Origin of the sequence: Rhodoferax potami (genome assembly GCF_032193805.1) — a bacterium.
Classification (GTDB): domain Bacteria; phylum Pseudomonadota; class Gammaproteobacteria; order Burkholderiales; family Burkholderiaceae_C; genus Allorhodoferax; species Allorhodoferax potami_A.
The window spans coordinates 2,840,529-2,860,784 of record NZ_JAVBIK010000001.1 but is presented as its reverse complement, the minus strand read 5'-3'; the positions used below and the strand labels follow the sequence as shown (position 1 = coordinate 2,860,784).

Genomic DNA, 20,256 nt, shown 5'->3' with positions numbered 1-20,256 from the left:
TTCAAGTACCACCGCGAGCTGGCCAGTGCCGACGGCCTGAGCCTGGTGCTTGAGTTCAGCGCCAAGGTGAATGGCAAAGAGCTCAACGGCATTGACATGGTGCAGTTCGACGCCGAGGGCAAGATCACCGACTTTGAAGTCATGGTGCGCCCCATGAGCGGCCTGCAAGCGCTGGGCGACGAGATGGGCAAGCGCCTGGCACCCTATATGGCCATGATGAAGCCGGCCAAAGGCTAACCCCTTCGCCATTTTGCTATTTATTTCATAGCTGCCAGCGCAATGACTGCGCTGGCTAGACGCCAAAAACATCCTTAGCGGGAGACACCATGCAGTTTGAAACCCTGAAAGTCACGCTGGACGCGCACATCGCCACCATCCGCCTGAACCGCCCCGACAAAGCCAATGCCATGAACGCCACCATGTGGCAAGAAATCCGCCAAGCCTTTGAGTGGGTAGACCGCACCCCCGAAACACGTGTGGCGGTGTTGCAAGGCGAAGGCAAGTTGTTTTGCGCGGGCATCGACCTGCAAATGATGATGGGCATAGGCCCGCAGATCGCCAACGACTGCGACGGCCGCATGCGCGAGAGCCTGCGCCGCATGATTCTGGACATGCAAGACACGCTCACTAGCTTGGAGCGTTGCCGCAAACCAGTGTTGGCGGCCATCCATGGTGGCTGCATCGGGGGTGGTATCGACTTGGTGACCTGCGCGGACATGCGCTACGCTAGCGCCGATGCGTTTTTCACCATCAAGGAGATCGACATCGGCATGACTGCCGACGTGGGCACTCTGCAGCGCCTGCCCAAGTTGGTGGGCGATGGCATCACCCGTGAGCTGGCCTACACCGGCCGCAAGATGGAGGCCGCAGAGGCCAAGAGCATCGGCTTGGTGAACCGCGTGTTTGAAAGTCGCGAGGCGCTCTACGCCGGGGTGCAGGAGATTGCCGCCACGATTGCGGCCAAGTCGCCCCTATCGATCCGCGGCACCAAGGAAATGATCACCTACGCCCGAGACCACAGCGTGGCCGACAGCCTGAACTACATCGCCACTTGGAACGCCGCCATGCTGATGAGCAAGGACCTGACCGAGGCGATGACGGCGAACATGCAGAAGCGGGCGCCTGTGTTTAAGGACTGAGCTTCCTTTCTCGCGCTTAGTCTTTGCTGGGCTCGCAGCAGGCTGGGGGTACGTACCCCCAACCTGCTGCTGCGTAGGGGAATGTTGGCTTGGCTATTCCAATAACTAATTGACCTTGTGTAACCAGGCACCAATGTCCTCAAGACCCTGGGCATAGGTGCTCTGCACATTGCTGCCACTGGTGCAGTCCATATTGGTTGCGGCGACGGGACGGCTGGGTTGCAGATAAGTGCGTCCACCCATGTCAAATGCGAGTGGCAGATCAGTGCGATGGCGGGTCAACAGAACCAAGGTTCCGGCGTCATCCACACGGTCGCGGGACAAGGGGACGTTGTCATAAAACCCCCCATCCAGCGCGGCACGCCCGTTCACTTTGTGGGTGGGCGTGATAGGTACCGCTGCGGCAGAGGCCATAAGCAAGCTTCGGGCGTCTTCGAGATGGGCGCACCCAGTCACATCGTGATACTCGGACCGCAGCCCCACCCAGTGCGGCACCCTTCCGTGAAAGGTCTTGAGCCAGAACTTTTCGGTGGAATACAGCGCTAGCGCCAGCGCAGTGGACAGCGTCACAGGCAAGTAGGGTATTGGACGGGTAATGGCTACATCCACCTTGAGGGAACCTTGTTGCAAGCGCTGCAAATCCGCCGCCTGCAAAAAGCTCTCGATCCAGTCCGGGTAGATGCGCGGCAACACGAAAGGACGTTTACCTTTCAGCAGATCTGCCCAAACTATGTTTTTGGGCGTGGTGTTGAAGCGCTCCACAGCGGATTGCAAAGCCTCTTGCAAACGCCCGGTCGCAAATGCCGTCGCCACACCCGCACCGGCACTCACCCCGATCAAACGCCTGACCTGCCAATTCGCCTGATCCCGCAGTCGCTCCACCGCCCCGGCCTGCCACCAGCACCGGTTACCACCGCCCGCGAACACTGCGGTGTGGAAGGTCCTCGACAAGAAATCGGAAGGGCTGATCGCTGCGATGGTGTGCATAAGCGGCTTTAAGAGTCGAGAGGCCGCGAATTGTAGGTTCGCGCTAACGCTACCGCGCAGGATCAGGCGGGCTGGGCGTTTTGCGTAGGTCAAGGAGGAGGCCGAAGGCCGGGGGACACGTAGCAAAGCGCCCGGCCCGCCTGATCCCACCACAAAACATGGACGCACAACGGCCATCCCCGCCCCGACTAAAATCACCGGTTCCTCTGTGAAAGTCGATTCCCCATGCCCCGCCAACTATTCGTTACCACCGCCCTCCCCTACGCCAACGGCAACTTCCATATCGGTCACATCATGGAATACATCCAGGCCGACATCTGGGTGCGGTACCAGCGCATGCAGGGCAATGCGGTGAACTTTGTGGGTGCGGACGACACCCACGGCGCCCCCATCATGATTGCGGCTGAAAAGGCGGGTGTGACCCCCGAGCAGTTCGTGGCCAACATCGCCGCCGGCCGCAAGCAGTACCTGGATGGCTTTCACATCAGCTTTGACAACTGGCACAGCACCCACTCGCCCGAAAACACCGAGCTGGCCCGCCAGATTTACCGCGACCTGCGCGACCGCGCCGATGGCAGCCTGATTGAAGTGCGCACCATCGAACAGTTCTTCGACCCCGAAAAGAACATGTTCCTGCCAGACCGCTACATCAAAGGCGAGTGCCCCAAGTGCCACGCCAAGGACCAGTACGGCGACAACTGCGAAGTCTGCGGCTCGGTCTACGCGCCCACCGACCTGATCAACCCCTTCTCAGCCCTCTCAGGCGCCAAGCCAGAGCTGAAGAATTCTGAGCACTACTTCTTCAAACTGTCGGACCCGCGCTGCGTGGAGTTTCTGGAGAACTGGACGCAAGACGGCAAGCTGCAGCCCGAAGTGGCCAACAAAATCAAAGAGTGGTTCAGCGTGCGCAACAACCCGGACGGCACCCAGAGCGAAGGCTTGGGCGACTGGGACATTTCGCGCGACGCCCCCTACTTCGGCATTGAGATTCCCGATGCGCCGGGCAAGTACTTTTACGTGTGGCTGGACGCGCCTGTGGGCTACTTGGCGTCGCTCAAAAACTGGTTCGACAAGGGCGGCCCGAAGGCCAAGCACGGCGACACCCGCAGCTTTGACGAATACATGGCAGCAAGTGATACCGAGCAGTACCACTTCATCGGCAAAGACATCGTCACCTTCCACACCCTGTTCTGGCCGGCGATGCTGAAGTTCAGCGGCCGCAAGACGCCGAACAACGTGTTTGTGCACGGCTTCCTGACCGTGAACAACGGCGAGAAGATGAGCAAAAGCCGTGGCACCGGCCTGGACCCGCTGAAGTACCTGAGCCTGGGCATGAACGCCGAGTGGCTGCGCTACTACCTGGCGGCCAAGCTGTCGGCGCGCAACGAAGACATCGACTTCAACGCCGAAGACTTCATGCTGCGGGTGAACAGCGATTTGATCGGCAAGTTCATCAACATCGCATCCCGCGCCGCCGGCTTTTTGACCAAGCGCTTTGACGGCAAGCTAACCAGCAACTTCGGTACCCAAGGCGGCGCACTGCTGGCTGAAATCCGGGGTGCTTCTGACGCACTGGCCTCCCATTTCGAGGCCCGCGAGTACAGCAAGGCCACCCGCGAAGTCATGCTCCTGGCCGACAAAGTGAACGCCTATGTGGACCAGAACAAGCCCTGGGACTTGGCCAAAGACGTGGCTAACAACGAGGCACTGCACCAAGTGTGCTCGGTGCTGATCAACGCGTTTGACGCCTTGAGCCGTTACTTGGCCCCTGTGCTGCCCGGCTTGGCGCAAGCAGTGCAAAGCTTTGTGGGCCGCCCCATGGACACCTGGGCCGTGGCCGGCGATGTGCAAGCCATCCAGCCTTACCAGCACCTGATGCAACGCGTCACCCCCGAACAGCTGGAAGCGCTTTTTGAACCAAAAGAGCCTCTAGCCCAGATGAAGCCTACGCAAGCAGCTCCTAAAAAGGTAGCAAAGTCAGCACCAGCGGCTGTGCCAGCTGACCCCAATGCCCCCGGTGGCGAGGCCCTGGCCCCCACCATCAGCATTGACGACTTCGCCAAAATCGACCTGCGTATCGCCAAGATCGTGAACTGCGAAGCCATCGAAGGCTCCACCAAGCTGCTGCGCCTGACCCTCGATGTGGGTGAGAAGAACGCGGAGGGCCAACCCACCACGCGCAATGTGTTCAGCGGCATCGCCAGTATGTACAAGCCCGAAGAGTTGGTAGGCCAGCTCACCGTGCTGGTGGCCAACCTGGCACCGCGCAAGATGAAGTTCGGCATGTCGGAAGGCATGGTCATGGCGGCCAGCCATGCAGATGAAGGCGCCAACCCCGGCATCTACATCCTGAACCCCTGGCCCGGCGCCCAGCCTGGCATGCGCATCCACTAAAGCACAGTCGCTTTATCCATCAGGCACAGCACACACCGGTCCCACAGCATGATCCCCCTGATCCGTGGTTGGACCGATGTGCAGCGCACCCCTCAAGCCAACACACGCCTGGGCGTGACCCTCGCAGCAGTGGCAGGGGCTGCCAATGCAGGCGGCTTTCTGGCGGTGAACCAGTACACCTCCCACATGACGGGCGTGGTGTCGGGCATGGCGGATGCTTTGGTGCTTGGCCACACCAGCACTGCACTGGTCGGCCTGGCCATGCTGCTGGCCTTTGTGACCGGTGCCATGTGCACTGCCCTGCTGGTGAACTGGGGCATGCGGCACCACCTGCACAGCGCCTACGGGCTGCCGCTATTACTGGAAGCAGCGCTGCTGCTAGTGTTCGGCTTGTTTGGTGGTGCCATTGCCGTCGCTGCCCACCTGTTTGTGCCGCTCACGGTGGTGCTGCTCTGCTTCATCATGGGTCTGCAGAACGCGGTGATCACCAAAATCTCGCGCGCCGAAATCCGCACCACCCACATCACCGGCCTGGTCACTGATATGGGTATTGAGCTGGGCAAGCTGCTCTACATCAACCCCGCACCTTCTGAACACCCCGTGTGCGCCAACCGCGACAAGCTGCGCCTGCAGGGCAAACTGATTGCGGCATTTGCTCTGGGCGCTTTGGCCGGGGCCATGGGCTTCAAGCATGTGGGCTACATCGCCACCTTGCCTTTGGCCTTGGCACTGCTGGCGCTCGTGATCAAACCCCTGTGGAAGGACCTGCACCCTTCCGCTTACCCTGCCGCCTGATCCGCATGGCTGTAACCCGCTTTTTTCACCCGCGCCTGATGGACGCCCTGCAGGGCTACGACCGGCAGCGCTTGGCAGGGGACATAGGCGCCGGCCTTACCGTGGGTGTAGTGGCGCTGCCCTTGGCCATGGCCTTTGCAATTGCCAGCGGCCTCAATCCCGAGGCAGGCCTGTTCACCGCCATCATTGCCGGCTTTCTGATCTCCGCGCTCGGTGGCAGCCGGGTGCAAATCGGCGGGCCGGCCGGTGCATTCATCGTCATTGTGTACGGCATCGTCGAGCGCTATGGCTATGCCAACCTCGTCATCGCCACGGCCATGTCCGGTGTGATGTTGTTCGCCTTCGGTTTCTTCCGGCTGGGCACGCTGGTTCGCTTTATCCCGATTGCGGTGGTCATCGGCTTCACCAACGGTATTGCGGTGCTGATTGCGCTCTCGCAGGTCAAAGACTTTCTGGGCCTGAACACCGGCCCTATGCCGGGCAGCTTCTTCGGCATCCTGCACACGCTGGGTGCTTCGCTCTCCTCCATCAACCTGCCTGCAACTGCGCTGGCTTTGGCGAGTCTGGCGGTCATCGTGGCATGGCAGTTCGGTCTAGCACGCCTAGCACCATCCAAAGCCTGGGCTGCCAAGCTGGTGCTGGTGCCTGGCGCAGTAGTCGCACTGGTGGGGGCTACGCTGGTAGTGGGCATGGCAGGCCTAGAAGTAGAAACCATCGGCAGCCGATTTGGCGGCGTACCCTCTGCATTACCCGGCTTTGCCCTGCCCGACTTCAGCTGGGAGACCGTGCGCTTTTTGTTCATCCCTGCCACCACGCTGGCCATGCTCGGCGCCATTGAGTCCCTGCTCTGTGCCCGAGTCGCTGACGGCATGATCGGCGACCGGCACGACCCCAATCAGGAGCTGATGGCCCAAGGCATTGCCAACCTGGTCACCCCCTTTTTCGGGGGTATGCCGGCCACCGGCACCATTGCCCGCACGGTCACCAACATCAAGAGTGGTGCCAGCAGCCCGGTGGCTGGCATGGTGCACGCCCTCACCCTGCTGCTGGTGGTGCTCGTGACAGCGCCCTTGGCCAAGAACATTCCGCTGGCCGCCATGGCCGCCATCCTGATGTTTGTGGCCTGGAACATGGGCGAGTGGCGCGAATTTGTGCACCTGCGGCAATACCGCCTGCCTTACCGCGCGACCCTGCTAGCAGTGTTCTTGCTCACCGTGGTGTTTGACCTGACCGTGGCCGTCGAAGTAGGCCTGGTCGCCGCCTGCCTGACCTTCATCTACCGCATCTCCAGCCTCTCCCGCTGCGAGCAACTCAGCGCACAGGACTACCCGCCGCTGGCTGATTTTGGACGGGATATCGCAGCTCATCGATTGCACGGCGCCATCTTCTTTGGCGCGGTGAAGCTGATCGAAAACCTCGAAGACCACCTGCCAGCCCGTGTACTGGTGCTGGACTTCAAAAACGTGCTCTACATCGACTCCTCCGGCGCGGACACCGTGCTGGACTTGGTGCGCACCTGCCACAAGCGGGGTGTGCGCCTGATTGCATGCGGGCTGGCCTTCCAGCCACAAGACATCCTGCTGCGCTGCGGCGTTACCGAGGCCCTGGGCCCGGCCAACCTCAGCCCTACTTTGGCGCAGGCGCTGGAACTTGCGGTGCATGATGCGCAAGCGGCCTGATGTCTGCCACAACCTGATTTTTCCCGACCCTTTTTGCATGACCTCCACAACAAAAACAAGCGCCCCCTTGCACTTTGATGTGCTCATCGTTGGCAGCGGCCTCGCCGGCCTGAGCGCGGCGCTGCTGCTCTCGCAGCAGTACCGCGTGGCCATCCTCACCAAACGTGCGGTGCGCGAAGGCAGCAGCGGCTGGGCCCAAGGCGGCATCGCCGCCGTGTGGGACAAAGACGACAGCTTTGCCGCCCATGTGGACGACACGCTGATTGCCGGTGCCGGCCTGTGCGACCTCAAAGCCACGCAGTTCGTGGTGGAAAACGCGCCCCAATCCATCGCCTGGCTGCAAAAGCTGGGCGTGCCGTTTTCGGAAGAAGCGGGCCACGCCGGCCAACTGCACCTCACCCGCGAAGGCGGCCACAGCGCGCGCCGCATCGTCCACGTGACCGATGCCACCGGCGCAGCCGTGCAACAGACCCTGATCGAGAAGGTGAAGGCCAGCGCCAACGTGACGCTGTTTGAGCACCACACGCTGGTCGACCTGATCACTACCACCAAGCTGGGCCAGGCTGGCCCCAACCGCTGCGTGGGCCTGTACGCGCTGGACGACGACACTGACGAAGTGCTCACCTTCCAGGCGCCCCACACCATCCTGGCTACAGGCGGCGCCGGCAAGGTCTATCTCTACACCACCAACCCCGACACGGCCACTGGCGACGGTATTGCCGCCGCGTGGCGCGCGGGCTGCCAGGTGCAGAACATGGAGTTCATCCAGTTCCACCCCACCTGCTTGTTTCACCCGCACGCCAAGAGCTTTTTGATCACCGAGGCGGTGCGTGGCGAAGGCGGCCGCCTGCTGCTGCCCACCGGCGAGCGCTTCATGCCCAAACATGACCCGCGCGCCGAGCTGGCGCCGCGCGACGTGGTGGCCCGCGCCATCGACTTCGAGATGAAGAAAGGTGGCTTTGACTGCGTGTACCTCGACATCTCGCACCAACCCCTGAGCTTTATCCAAGAGCACTTCCCCAACATCTACGCCCGCTGCCTGGAGCTGGGCATCGACATGGCCAAGCAGCCCATCCCCGTGGTGCCGGCCGCCCACTACACCTGCGGCGGCGTGGTCACCGACCTCGATGCCCGCACCGATGTCGAGGGCCTGTATGCCGTGGGCGAAACCGCCTGCACCGGCTTGCACGGCGCGAACCGTTTGGCATCGAATTCGCTGGTGGAGTGCATGGTGTTTGCGCGATCCGCTACTGCTTTGATAGCAAGTGAGCTTGCCAATGGCAGCTCTGAAGCACCGCGCCAACTGCCCGCCTGGGACGACAGCCGTGTGACCGATGCGGACGAGAGCGTGGTCATCTCCCACAACTGGGACGAGCTGCGCCGTTTCATGTGGGACTACGTGGGCATCGTGCGCACCAACAAACGGCTGGAGCGCGCGGCCCACCGCATCGCGCTGCTGCAAGACGAGATTGCCGAGTTCTATGCCCACTTCCATGTCACCCGCGACCTGCTGGAGCTACGCAACCTGGTGCAGGTCGCCGACCTGATTGTGAAAAGCGCCCAAGCCCGCCACGAGAGCCGCGGACTGCACTTCAGCCGCGACTACCCCGGCATGCTGGATGTGGCGGTGCCAACGACGCTCACGCCTTAGGCTTTTTCTTGGCCTGAAGTGCCGCGCGCAGGTGCTCGTAAAACACCTGCGAGGGCGCACTCAGGGTAGCGCCATGCAAAGTGGTAAGCCCCAATTGCCGGGACACCGCTGGCTGCCGTAAAGCCACACCCACCAAGGTAGGGTGGTTTGCGGGCAGCGCCAGCCGCGGCACTGCCGCCATGCCCAACCCCGCCTCCACCATGCCCAACAGCGTGGCAATGTGGCTGACTTCAAAACGGTAAGAGGGGTTACAGCCGGCACGGGCCAAGGCATCGTCCAGCAGCTGACGGTTGCCGCTGCTGCGCGCGACGGCAATCAACTTTTCATCGGCCAAATCTGCCCATGCGACAGAGCGGCGCTTGGCCATGGCATGCCCGCGGGGCATGGCCAGCACAAACTCGTCATCATGAATCGGCAGGAAGTCCACCCCCGGCACCTGGTTGCCCATGAAGGCGATACCGAAGTCGCACTCGCCCGCCAACACACTGGCCACCACTTGGCCGGCGGCCTCATCCATCAAGCGGATGCGGATCTTCGGAAACTTGTCGCTGAAGGAACTGACCACCGAGGGCAAAAAGTGCAGCGCTGCTGAGGGCACACAGGCCACAGTCACCCGCCCAATACGGCTTCCCGCAATGTCAGAGATGCCGAGCATGGCCGCTTCCAAGTCGTCCAGTGCCGCGCGGGCGCGCTCGAGAAAAGTGCGCCCCAGCGGCGTCAGCTTCACATCGCGGGTGGTGCGGTTAAACAGCTTGGCGCCCAGGATGGACTCCAGCCGCTCGATACGCCGGCTCAACGCCGGAGACGACAAATGAATCTCGTCTGCCGCAGCGCGGAAGCTGCCTCGCTCCGCCACGGCCACAAAAGCCTGCAGTTGCTGTAAATCAAAATTGATGCGTGCCATGCACTAATGCTAGCAAAAGTTGCAATTCACAAATGAACGGCAACAGCGCAACATCCGGCTTACAACAATCAGGAGACACGGTTATGCCCTTGAAGAACTTGCTCACCGCCACGGTTGCCATTGGCGCGCTGTTTACCCCGCTATCACAGGCACTCGCTCAGGCATGGCCTGAAAAGACCATCACCATCGTGGTCCCGACGGCTGCTGGCGGCGCCAATGACGCGATTGCGCGAATCATCGGCCAAGGCCTCAGTGCCAAACTCGGCCAATCCGTTGTGGTAGAAAACAAGGCTGGTGCCGGCGGCGCCATTGCCTCTGAACATGTGGCCAAAGCTGCACCTGACGGCTACACCATCATGCTGGGCTACATCGCCACCCATGGCATCAACCCGGCCCTGCAAAAGCTGAAGTACGACCCGGTCACTGACTTCGAGCCCATCGGCATGATTGCCGCCTCTCCCACCGTGCTGGTGGTGAACAACAACGTGCCTGCCAAAAATGCGAAAGAGCTGGTCCAGCTGATCAAAGCCAAACCCAACACTTTCAACTACGCCAGCGCGGGAAATGGCACTGCCCCCCACATTGCCGGCGAGCTGTTCCGGATGTCCGCTGCTTTGGAAATGCAGGGCATTCCTTACAAGGGCTCTGCACCCGCCGTGGTGGACACCATTGCGGGCAGTACCCAGCTCATGTTCCCCAGCATGTTTACTGCCTACCCGCAGGTCAAAGGCGGCAAGCTGCGAGCACTGGGCATTGCCGGCGAGAAGCGCTCCATCGTGATGCCCGAATTGCCCACGCTGGCTGAGCAAGGCATTGCCAACGTCAACATGTCGCAGTGGTACGCAATGTTTGCGCCCGCCAAGACGCCCAAGTCCGTCATTGACAAGTTGAACAAGGAAATGAACGCCATCCTGACCGACAAAGCAACCGAGAAGAAGATCGAAGACCAGGGCGCAGAGGTCGAGACAGGCACCCCTGACCAGCTTAAAGCATTCGTCAAGAAAGAAGCCGCCCATTGGAAAGCGGTGGTGACCGCGGCCAAGATTCAAATCGATTGAGCCGGGGAGCACGCAGCATGAATTTGCAAGACTGGATCGGCCGCAGCGAAACTGTGGACGACATCGCCACTGCGACGCCCTACGCAGCGATGTCAGCCACCCTCGACTGGCCTGCACCCTTGGCAGGACAACGCCCCCCTAAAGGAACGCCTCTGCCGTACCTCTGGCACTGGATGTATTTCCTGCCGATGTACGCACAATCGGAAATCGGAGCGGACGGGCACGCCAAACGTGGCAGCTTTTTGCCCCCCGTGCCCCTACCCCGCCGCATGTGGGCGGGCAGCGACTTCACCTTTCACCAACCCTTGCGTCTTGGTGACTCCCTGCGACGTAAGTCCACCATCATGGACGTGAAGGAGAAATCAGGCCGCACAGGCAACCTGATTTTCGTGAAAGTGCGCCACGAGATCAGCCGCAATAGCGAGGGGCATCCCGCCCTCACCGAACACCACAACATCGTGTACCGCGATGCCCCCAAGCCGGATGACGTGGTGCCCGCGCCTACAGCTGCGCCGACCGCATTTGCATGGGAGCGCCACATCGTGCCCGACGACGTGCTCTTGTTCCGCTACTCGGCGCTGACATTCAACGGCCACCGCATTCACTATGACCGCAAATACGTCACCGAAGTCGAGGGCTACCCCGGCCTTATCGTTCATGGCCCCCTGATTGCCACTTTGCTGATGGACCTGTTACGCAGCAACAAGCCCGATGCCGTGGTGCGCCATTTTGAATTCAAGGCTGTGCGGCCCACGTTTGACATCCACCCTTTCTCCGTACACGGAGAGCCGTCTGCAGATGGCAAGACGGTGCGCCTCTGGGGCAGAGACCACGAAGGGTTTCTGACCATGGATGCCACTGCCACGCTTGCCTGAAACCCTGATCCCTCTATCTCATCGCTATGCAACCTCTCAAAGGCATTACCGTTGTCACGCTGGAACACGCCATTGCAGCGCCCTTTGCCACCCGCCAGCTGGCCGACATGGGTGCCCGTGTCATCAAGATTGAACGCCCCGGCACCGGCGACTTTGCCCGGGGTTACGACGAGCGTGTACGCGGCTTGGCCTCACACTTTGTCTGGACCAACCGCTCCAAAGAGAGCTTGACCCTGGACGTCAAACACGATGAAGCGCAAAAAATCCTGATGCGCCTGATCGTTGAAGAGGCGGACGTCGTGGTGCAGAACCTGGCACCGGGCGCCGCCGCACGACTGGGCTTGTCGTATGAGGCGCTCTCCAAGGTCAAGCCTGGCATCATCGTCTGCGATATCTCCGGCTACGGCAGCGACGGCCCTTACCGTGACAAGAAGGCTTATGACCTGTTGATCCAGAGCGAAGCCGGCTTCGTCTCCGTGACCGGTACGCCGGATACACCGTCCAAAGCCGGCCCATCCATTGCCGATATTGCCGCCGGCATGTATGCCTACACCAACATCCTGGCCGCACTGATGCACCGCCAGCAAACCGGCCAGGGACAGCGCATCGACATTTCCATGCTCGAGGCTCTGGGCGAGTGGATGAACTACCCGCTGTACTACGCTTTCGAAGGTGCGACTCCTCCTGCGCGCACCGGTGCCAGCCACGCCACCATTTACCCCTATGGCCCTTTTGCTGCCGGAGATGGCAAAACCGTCATGCTGGGACTGCAAAACGAACGGGAGTGGAAGATCTTCTGCGACAAGGTTTTGCTGCAACCCCAACTCGCCAGCGAAGAACGCTTCTCCAGCAATGGCAAGCGCAGTGCACAGCGGGCGGAACTGTCTGCCTTAATTCTGCAGGCGTTCTCCAGCCTCTCCGCCGCTGATGTGGCGCAGCGCTTGGAAGAAGCCGGCATCGCCAATGCACAAGTCAACACCATGGCCGAAGTGTGGGAGCACCCTCAGCTCAAAGCCCGCCAGCGCTGGACGACGGTTGAAACCGCCAAAGGCACTGTGCCGGCCCTGATACCACCCGGCAGTTGGCAACACGGCGCTGCCCGCATGGACCCGGTGCCTGCATTGGGCGAGCACACCGGCGCCATTCTTGGCAGCCTGGGCTACAGCGCAGCACAGATAGACGCCCTGCGCACCGAAGCCGCAGTGTGAGCGCCGCATGAGCACGCTGGCCCCCTACACCTACCTCTTCGTTCCGGGTAATCGCCCGGAGCGCTTCGCCAAAGCGGCAGCAAGCGATGCCGAGCGCGTCATCCTGGATCTGGAAGATGCGGTTGCGCCTGCGGACAAAGCTGCAGCGCGGCAGGCAATCCACTCCTGGATGCACGCCGCCTCCACCAACTTGCCCCCGCAGCGGCTGATGGTGCGCATCAACGACGCTCGCAGCGACTTCTTTGCTGACGACCTGGCCCTGCTGCGCACCTTGCCGGCCTGCGGCGTCATGCTCGCCAAAGCAGAACGCGCTGAAGACTTGCAAAACGTTCGTGGTGTCATGCAAGCTGACACAGAGTTGCTGGCCTTGGTGGAAACTGCAGCCGGCATCGCCGCCTGCCCATCCATCGCTAGCCACGCATCGGTCACCCGGCTCGCGCTGGGCGCGCTGGATCTGATGGTGGATCTGAACATCCCCGCAGACAGCCCCACGCTCACGCTGGCCGCCTCTCAGCTGGTGTTGGCCTCGCGGGCCGCAGGGCTCGCCGCACCGGTGGCAGGCGTTACGCCCTCGGTACTGGCCGAGCACACCCAAGCCGATATGCAGGACGCCATGCGCCTAGGGTTCGGCGCCAAGATGTGCATCCACCCCGCCCAAATAGCAGGCGTTCGCCGTGCCTTGGCTCCGCTGCCTGCGGAGGTCGATTGGGCGCACGAAGTGGTCACCGCCTGGGATGCGGCTCACACAGGCAATGGCCCCACGGGGGCGCTCCAGGTGCAGGGAAAGATGGTGGACAAACCTGTCTACCTGCGCGCCCAACGCATCCTGAACCTCCAACAGTTTTCACAAGCGGCCGCCTGAAGCCGCCCCAAACCCTATTCATTACGTCTCAACAGAAGGAATAACAAAATGTCTTCCACCATCATCGACTCCAAGATCTTCACCGACATGTTCAGCGACGCCGCGATGCGCCAAGTCTGGTCGGACGAAAACCGCACGGCCAAGTACCTCGACATCGAGCGTGCCTTGGCCAAAGTGCAAGGCGAGCTGGGCATCATCCCCAAAGAAGCAGCGGACGAAATCGTGAAGAACTGCGAACCCAGCCAAATCGACTGGGTCAAGCTCAAGGCCAAAACCGAGCAAATCGGCTACCCCATCATTGCGGTGGTCAACCAGATCAACGCCAACTGCCGCGACAAGCTGGGCGAATACTGCCACTGGGGCGCAACTACCCAAGACATCACCGACACAGCCGCCGTGCTGCAGATCCGTGAAGCTTTGGCCTTGGTCGAAGCCGACTTGAAAGATATCTCGGGCTCGCTGGCCAAGCTGGCCAAAGCCCACCGCGACACCCCCATCATCGGCCGCAGCAACCTGCAACAAGCCACCCCCATCACCTTCGGCTACAAAATGGCCAGCATCCTCGCGGGCATCGAGCGTCACCGCGAACGCTTGGAACAACTCAAGCCCCGCGTGTTGGTTGGCGAGTTCGGCGGCGCATCGGGCACCTTGTCTTCGCTGGAAACCGGCGCCATGGAAACCCAGGCCGGCCTGATGAAAGAACTGGGCCTCGGCCAACCACTGATCTCATGGCACACCGTGCGTGACAACTTTGCAGAAGTGGGCGCCTTCCTCGGTATCGTGGGTGGCTCGCTGGGCAAGATCGCCATGGACGTCAAACTGCTCATGCAAACCGAAGTGGCTGAAGTGTTCGAGCCCTATGCCCCCGGCCGCGGCTCGTCCTCCACCATGCCGCAAAAGCGCAACCCGATTTCCTGCCTGTACATCCACGCCAACATCTCGGTGGTGCGCCAACTGGCCGCGTCCCTGATGGATGCCATGGTGGCCGACCACGAGCGTTCCACCGGCCCTTGGGAAATTGAATGGGTGGCCATGCCTGAGATCTTCTGCCTGATGTCCGGCGCACTCAAGCAAACCAAGTTCATTCTGGCCGGCCTGGAAGTGGACGCCGCCCAGATGCGCAGCAACATCGACATGACCCATGGCCTCGTGATGTCCGAAGCCGTGATGATGGGCATGGGCCCCTACATCGGCCGTGAATATGCGCATGACTTGGTCTATGACATCTGCCGAGAAGCCCTCAAACAGAAGCGCCACCTGATTGAGCTGCTGGCTGAGCACCCTGAGATCAACAAACACGTCACCCGCGAACAGCTGGAGGGCTTCTGCGATCCGATGAACAACCTCGGCCAAGCCGGCGTGATGGTCGACCGGGTGCTGAACTCTTTGAAGGGCTAAGAATTTTCACGTTTCCAAAAATAAAGAGTGAGACATAACGTGAGAATCAAAAGTCAAAAGGACTTCTTTTCAGGGCTGATGTTCGTGATGGTGGGCGCCGGCTTTGCGGCCGGCGCCACCCAGTACAGCCTGGGCAGCGGTGCGAAGATGGGCCCGGGCTACTTCCCCCTCGTACTCGGAGTGCTCCTTGCCATCATTGGCATCGCAGTCACCTTCACCTCGCTGGTCGTGGAAACCGAAGACGGCGACAAGGTAGGCAAATTCGCCTGGAAGCCCCTGTTCTTCATCATCAGCGCCAACCTGGTGTTCGGAGCCTGCATCGGCGGCCTGCCCATGATCGGCTTGAAACCTCTGGGCCTGATCGTCGGTATCTACCTGCTCACCTACATCGCCAGCCACGCTGGTGATGAACACAAGTTCAAGGAAGTCGCTGTTCTTGCAACCATCCTTGCGCTCCTGAGCTACGTCGCCTTCATCGTTCTCCTCAAACTGCAGTTCCCGGTCTGGCCTGCTTACTTCACCGCTTAAGCCACGACTGAACCATCGACAGGAACTGCACACCATGGAACTCTTTGACAACCTCGCCCTCGGCTTTGGCGTGGCCTTCACCGGCCAGAATCTGATTTATGCCTTCATCGGCTGTTTGCTCGGTACTTTGATCGGGGTACTCCCCGGCATCGGCCCCTTGGCGACTATCGCCATGCTCTTGCCAGCGACCTATGCACTCCCGCCGGTAGCGGCATTGATCATGCTGGCCGGTATCTATTACGGTGCCCAGTACGGCGGATCGACTACTGCCATCCTGGTAAACCTGCCGGGGGAATCCGCGTCTGTCGTGACCACCATCGACGGCTACCAAATGGCGCGAAGCGGAAGGGCGGGTCCCGCTCTGGCTGCCGCAGGCCTGGGTTCTTTCTTTGCCGGTTGCGTAGGCACTTTGATTCTTGCGGCCTTTGCAGGCCCCTTGACCGAGCTGGCCTTCAAGTTCGGTCCGGCGGAATACTTTAGCCTGATGATTCTGGGCTTGATCGGTGCGGTGGTGCTGGCATCGGGCTCTCTGCTCAAAGCCGTCGCCATGATCGTGTTGGGTCTGTTGATGGGCATGATCGGCACCGACGTGAACTCCGGTGTCGCCCGTTACAGCTTTGATATTCCGGAGCTGACTGACGGTATCGGCTTCATCGTGATCGCCATGGGCGTGTTCGGCTACGGCGAGATCATCAGCAACCTGTCCAAGAATGAGAGCGAGCGCGAGATATTCAGCGTATCGGTGGCCGGCCTACTGCCTACTAAGGAAGACTTCCGGCGCATGGTGCCTGCAGTAATGCGTGGCACAGCCCTGGGCTCGGCGCTAGGCATCTTGCCCGGCGGAGGCGCCGTAATGTCGGCTTTTGCGGCGTATTCTCTGGAGCGCAAGACCAAGCTCCAGCCCGGTGAAGTACCTTTTGGCAAGGGCAACATCCGCGGTGTGGCGGCTCCTGAAGCGGCGAACAATGCTGGAAGCCAGACTTCCTTCATCGCGCTCCTGACCCTGGGTATCCCACCGAATGCAGTGATGGCGTTGATGGTGGGTGCGATGACGATCCACAACATCCAGCCCGGCCCTCAGGTGATGACAGCCAATCCGGAACTCTTCTGGGGTTTGATTGCTTCGATGTGGATCGGTAACCTGATGCTGGTGATCCTGAACCTGCCTTTGATCGGTATCTGGATCAAGCTCTTGTCGGTGCCTTACCGCTGGTTGTTCCCTTCTATCGTGTTGTTCTGTGCGATCGGGGTGTATTCGACCAACAACAACACCTTCGATATCTGGATGGTGGCGATCTTCGGGGTGATCGGGTATTTGTTCATCAAGCTGGGTACGGAGCCTGCACCGCTGCTTCTAGGTTTCATTCTGGGGCCGATGATGGAGGAGTACTTGCGCCGGGCACTGTTGCTCAGCCGTGGGGACTGGAGTGTGTTTGTGACGCGGCCGCTGTCTGCGAGCCTGTTGCTGGCGGCGCTCGCTCTCTTGGTGGTGGTGATGCTGCCTTCTATCAAGGCTAAGCGGGAAGAGGCGTTTGTGGAGGATTGATTCCCGGCTGCAACGCTATGAAATTAGGAGCTGCTAGCGCATACATTACCTGCGCTAGCAGCTCTTTTTATTTAAAACCATAAACTTAAACAACTTAAACTAGCACCCCAATGCCATCCCCCTGCAAGTCGAAGCCCTGATGCCAATAACACCCTCTACCCCAGCCCCTAAGGCGCCCCAGGCGGTGTCGTTCTGGCAGGCATTGCTGTTCTGGTGGAAGCTGGGTTGTGTGAGCTTTGGCGGGCCCGCAGGCCAGATCGCCATGATGCACCAGGAGCTTGTGGAGCGGCGGCGATGGATTTCCGAGAAGCGCTTTTTGCACGCCTTGAACTACTGCATGGTGCTGCCCGGCCCGGAGGCGCAGCAACTGGCCACCTACATCGGCTGGCTCATGCACCGCACCTGGGGCGGCGTGGTGGCGGGTGGCTTGTTTGTGCTGCCGTCGCTGCTCATCCTGGTGGGTCTGTCGTGGGTGTACATCGCGTATGGCGACGTGGCCTGGGTGGCAGGCATCTTCTATGGCATCAAACCCGCGGTGACGGCCATCGTGGTGCAAGCGGCCCACCGCATCGGCTCGCGCGCGCTTAGAAACGGCGCACTCTGGGCGATTGCAGCTGCATCGTTTGTGGCCATCTTTGCCTTGCAGCTGCCCTTCCCGCTCATCGTGCTCTCTGCGGCTACCATCGGCTGGGCGGGCGGGCGCTGGGCGCCGCAGTGGTTTCAGCTGGGCGGCGGGCACGGCGCTGCCGAGGCCAGCCAGGGCCAGGCGCTGATTGATGACAACACCCCCACACCGGCACACGCGCTCTTTCGTTGGAGCCGGCTCGGCGTGGTGGTAGCAAGTGGTGCCGCGCTGTGGGCACTGCCCATGGGCTGGCTGACCCTGCAGTTCGGCTGGGACCACACGCTCACCCAAATGGGCTGGTTTTTTACCAAGGCCGCGTTGCTCACCTTTGGCGGCGCTTATGCGGTGTTGCCCTATGTGTTTCAGGGTGCGGTAGGCCACTACGGCTGGCTCACCCCCACTCAGATGATGGATGGTCTGGCCCTGGGTGAAACCACGCCGGGCCCGCTGATCATGGTGGTGGCCTTTGTGGGTTTTGTGGGCGGCTATGTGAAAGCGGTGTTCGGGCCCGACCAGCTGTTTTTGGCGGGCGCCGTAGCAGCCACGCTGGTGACCTGGTTCACCTTTTTGCCCTCGTTTGTGTTCATTCTGGCCGGCGGCCCGTTGGTAGAAACCACGCACAACAAGCTGAGCTTCACCGCACCGCTCACTGCCATTACCGCTGCCGTGGTGGGTGTGATCTTGAACTTGGCGCTGTTCTTCGGCTACCACCTGCTGTGGCCGCAAGGTTTTGCCGGCCCGTTTGACGCAGTGTCTGCCGCCATTGCCATCGCCGCGGGCGTGGCGCTTTTCAAATACCAACGCAGCGTGATGCAGGTGCTTGCCGCCTGCGCCCTGATAGGCCTGGCACTTAGCGCAGTGCGAGCACTGTAGGCGCCTGCAGCGCCGGGCTCTGGTGGCCCAGCTTGAAGAAGGCCACCGACTCCACCAACTGCTGCGCCTCGTGCCGCAGGCCGCTGGCGGCTGCGGCAATCTCTTCCACCATGGCGGCATTTTGCTGCGTGGTCTGGTCAATGAGCGCAATCGCTTGCCCCACCTGCTGCACGCCAGTGCTCTGCTCGGAACTGGCGGCGCTGATCTCGCCCATGATGTCGGTCACATGGCGGATCGAGCCCACCACCTGCGACATCGATTGCCCGGCTTTAGCCACCAGCGCATTGCCGCGCTCCACCCGCTCCAGGCTCGCGTCGATCAGGCTTTTGACTTCTTTGGCCGCAGCCGCCGAGCGCCCGGCCAGCGAGCGCACCTCGGAGGCCACCACCGCGAACCCTCGCCCTTGCTCACCTGCGCGCGCAGCCTCCACCGCGGCGTTCAGCGCCAGGATGTTGGTCTGAAACGCAATGCCGTCAATCACGCTGATGATGTCCACAATGCGGCGCGAACTGTCGTTGATCTCTTGCATGGTGCTCACCACATTGGCGACCACTTCGCCCCCTTGGCTGGCGGCGTCTGAGGCCGTACGGGCCAGCGCATCGGCACGGGCGGCGCGTTGGGCGTTCACCCGCACCGTGTCACCCAGTGCCTCCATAGAGGCGGCAGTCTGCTGAATGGCGCCGGCCTGCTGTTCGGTGCGGCTGGAGAGGTCGTGGTTGCCCGAGGCGATTTCCACACTCGCGCCCGACACCGCCTCAGACGAGTGCCGCACGCGCGCCACCACTGCGCTCAGGCTGTGTTGCATTTCGCCCAGCTGCGCCATCAGGCTGTGAGGTGCGGCAGCGGTACGCAAATCCGCGCCGAAGTCACCCGCACTCAGGCGCTGCGCGACCTCGTTGGCTTGCGCCGGCTCGCAGCCCAGTTGCGCGGTGATGTTGCGCACTGTGCTCCAACCAAACGTGATGGCGCAGAGCAGCCCGAAACCGATCAGGCCCACACTGCCCCACCACTGGGTGCGGTAACGGCCGCCCGCAGCCTCAAACTCGGTTTTAGCCCCCTCGATCTGGAGTTGTTGCAGCGCCTGAATGCTGCGGTTCACGGGCGCAGACAAGGGCGTCATCTTCTCCACCATGGCGGCTTGCGCGGTGGTGATGTCGTTCTCTAGCAAGGCCGTCACTGCGGGCTTGAGGCCTTGTTCGTCATAGGCTTTGAAGGATTTCTCCCAGTCAGCGGCCAGTGTTTCGGCCTCACCCTCGAGCGGATGCTCGCGGTACTGCGCCCAGGTTTCAGCAATCTGCTTTTGGTTGGCGGCGATCTCTTTGACGCTGGAGGCAATCACATCCGGCAAGGGGTTTGCCAAGGCCTGTGCCACATGCATACGGCTGCTGAAGGTCAGGGCATCTATTTGCCCCAGCGTCACCGCAGGCACGGTGCGCTCTTGGTACACCGAGCGCAAGGCGTCGTTGGACTGCCTTGCACCGTAGACACCAAAGCCACCAATCACCAATAACAAAGCCGCCAGACTGGCAACCAACACAAACAGCCGGGTGGACACGCGCATGACAACCTCTGGGAAACAAACACCCCGGACGGGGTGGGCAAAGCCGATTGAATGACTAGTTTGTGAAGGTTTTATGACGTTGTTACATCTAGGGGTTTTGAAGGGGAGCGGCGGCTCAGTCGATGAGCGGTTTGCCTTTTCGGGCGAGATGCGCTTTGCACACATCTAGGGTT

At 61.2% G+C, this 20,256-nt stretch carries 16 protein-coding genes; 13 read left to right on the top strand and 3 right to left on the bottom strand.

Translation table 11 applies throughout. The annotated features are described in order from the left end of the window. Positions 1 to 326 precede the first annotated feature (326 nt). Positions 327 to 1,139 carry a crotonase/enoyl-CoA hydratase family protein gene (locus RAE19_RS13785; protein WP_313875430.1) on the top strand — a complete coding sequence of 271 codons (813 nt, stop codon included), beginning with the start codon at positions 327 to 329 and terminating at the stop codon, positions 1,137 to 1,139. Positions 1,140 to 1,244: 105 nt separating this feature from the next. Here the strand turns inward: RAE19_RS13785 and RAE19_RS13780 are convergent, their stop codons facing one another. Beyond that, entirely contained in the window at positions 1,245 to 2,126 is an 882-nt protein-coding gene (locus tag RAE19_RS13780) for a patatin-like phospholipase family protein (protein ID WP_313875429.1), read from the bottom strand. Positions 2,127 to 2,351: 225 nt separating this feature from the next. Here RAE19_RS13780 and metG point away from each other — a divergent pair, with 225 nt between their 5' ends. The 4 genes from metG to nadB are packed head-to-tail and all read left to right on the top strand — an operon-like array spanning position 2,352 to position 8,645. Continuing rightward, positions 2,352 to 4,520: a methionine--tRNA ligase gene (metG, locus tag RAE19_RS13775; RefSeq protein ID WP_313875428.1), complete on the top strand. Its 2,169-nt coding sequence runs from the start codon at positions 2,352 to 2,354 to the stop codon at positions 4,518 to 4,520. A 48-nt stretch (positions 4,521 to 4,568) separates the two neighbouring features. Continuing rightward, a complete protein-coding gene (locus tag RAE19_RS13770) occupies positions 4,569 to 5,315 on the top strand; it encodes a YoaK family protein (RefSeq protein ID WP_313875427.1) in 747 nt (248 codons plus the stop codon). 5 nt (positions 5,316 to 5,320) lie between these two features. Then, on the top strand, positions 5,321 to 6,994 hold the full coding sequence (locus RAE19_RS13765; RefSeq protein WP_313875426.1) for a SulP family inorganic anion transporter: 1,674 nt from the start codon (positions 5,321 to 5,323) through the stop codon (positions 6,992 to 6,994). Between the two features lie 37 nt (positions 6,995 to 7,031). Beyond that, positions 7,032 to 8,645, top strand: coding sequence for an L-aspartate oxidase (gene nadB / locus RAE19_RS13760; protein WP_313875425.1), 1,614 nt, complete (start codon positions 7,032 to 7,034; stop codon positions 8,643 to 8,645). On the opposite strand, the gene RAE19_RS13755 is transcribed toward nadB, so the two are convergent. Further along, positions 8,635 to 9,549 carry a LysR family transcriptional regulator gene (locus RAE19_RS13755; RefSeq protein ID WP_313875424.1) on the bottom strand — a complete coding sequence of 305 codons (915 nt, stop codon included), beginning with the start codon at positions 9,547 to 9,549 and terminating at the stop codon, positions 8,635 to 8,637. The two genes, nadB and RAE19_RS13755, sit on opposite strands and share 11 nt — an antisense overlap. An 83-nt stretch (positions 9,550 to 9,632) precedes the next feature. On the opposite strand from RAE19_RS13755, the gene RAE19_RS13750 reads away from it, so the two are divergent. From RAE19_RS13750 to chrA, 8 genes are all read left to right on the top strand, one after another. Continuing rightward, the gene (locus RAE19_RS13750) at positions 9,633 to 10,607 is read left to right on the top strand and encodes a Bug family tripartite tricarboxylate transporter substrate binding protein (RefSeq protein WP_313875423.1); all 975 of its coding nucleotides are present in this window, start codon (positions 9,633 to 9,635) and stop codon (positions 10,605 to 10,607) included. A 17-nt stretch (positions 10,608 to 10,624) separates the two neighbouring features. After that, positions 10,625 to 11,482 carry an FAS1-like dehydratase domain-containing protein gene (locus RAE19_RS13745; RefSeq protein WP_313875422.1) on the top strand — a complete coding sequence of 286 codons (858 nt, stop codon included), beginning with the start codon at positions 10,625 to 10,627 and terminating at the stop codon, positions 11,480 to 11,482. A 26-nt stretch (positions 11,483 to 11,508) separates the two neighbouring features. Then, entirely contained in the window at positions 11,509 to 12,690 is a 1,182-nt protein-coding gene (locus RAE19_RS13740) for a CaiB/BaiF CoA transferase family protein (protein WP_313875421.1), read from the top strand. A gap of 7 nt (positions 12,691 to 12,697) precedes the next feature. Continuing rightward, entirely contained in the window at positions 12,698 to 13,552 is an 855-nt protein-coding gene (locus RAE19_RS13735) for an HpcH/HpaI aldolase/citrate lyase family protein (RefSeq protein ID WP_313875420.1), read from the top strand. Between the two features lie 48 nt (positions 13,553 to 13,600). Continuing rightward, a complete protein-coding gene (locus tag RAE19_RS13730) occupies positions 13,601 to 14,950 on the top strand; it encodes a class-II fumarase/aspartase family protein (RefSeq protein WP_313875419.1) in 1,350 nt (449 codons plus the stop codon). A gap of 39 nt (positions 14,951 to 14,989) precedes the next feature. Continuing rightward, positions 14,990 to 15,478, top strand: a complete 489-nt coding sequence (locus RAE19_RS13725; protein WP_313875418.1) for a tripartite tricarboxylate transporter TctB family protein — start codon at positions 14,990 to 14,992, stop codon at positions 15,476 to 15,478. Positions 15,479 to 15,512: 34 nt separating this feature from the next. Continuing rightward, positions 15,513 to 17,024 (top strand): tripartite tricarboxylate transporter permease, encoded by a 1,512-nt coding sequence (locus RAE19_RS13720; RefSeq protein WP_313875417.1) that lies wholly within the window; start codon positions 15,513 to 15,515, stop codon positions 17,022 to 17,024. A 139-nt stretch (positions 17,025 to 17,163) separates the two neighbouring features. Beyond that, positions 17,164 to 18,522, top strand: a complete 1,359-nt coding sequence (gene chrA, locus RAE19_RS13715; protein ID WP_313875416.1) for a chromate efflux transporter — start codon at positions 17,164 to 17,166, stop codon at positions 18,520 to 18,522. On the opposite strand, the gene RAE19_RS13710 is transcribed toward chrA, so the two are convergent. After that, positions 18,500 to 20,083, bottom strand: coding sequence for a methyl-accepting chemotaxis protein (locus tag RAE19_RS13710; protein WP_313875415.1), 1,584 nt, complete (start codon positions 20,081 to 20,083; stop codon positions 18,500 to 18,502). The two genes, chrA and RAE19_RS13710, sit on opposite strands and share 23 nt — an antisense overlap. Positions 20,084 to 20,256 lie beyond the last annotated feature (173 nt).